1 protein-coding gene is annotated in these 237 nt (G+C 35.9%); it reads left to right on the forward strand.

The window, feature by feature from the left end:
* Positions 1 to 237 (forward strand): hypothetical protein (locus AMO19_RS08485; protein ID WP_179850493.1); only part of this gene is annotated, 237 nt, incomplete at both ends.

The raw sequence follows: 237 nt of genomic DNA on the forward strand, positions 1-237 counted from the left end.
TGAAAGTCAAGCTTGTGCTAATAGTCAAAATCAAGCTATTGATGAAAATGCATCTGATATAAATACAAATTTAAATTCTATTAATGCAATTCAAACTTTGATAGGAACTAATGTGGGAGTAGATATAAATTCTGGGGCAATAGATGGAACCACAATTGGAGCTAATTCCGCATCATCTGGTGCATTCACGACATTAAGTGCTTCAGGGAATTCAACAGTTGGCGGGACATTAGGTGT

It is taken from the genome of Prochlorococcus marinus (assembly GCF_001180245.1).
Lineage (GTDB): Bacteria > Cyanobacteriota > Cyanobacteriia > PCC-6307 > Cyanobiaceae > Prochlorococcus_A > Prochlorococcus_A marinus_F.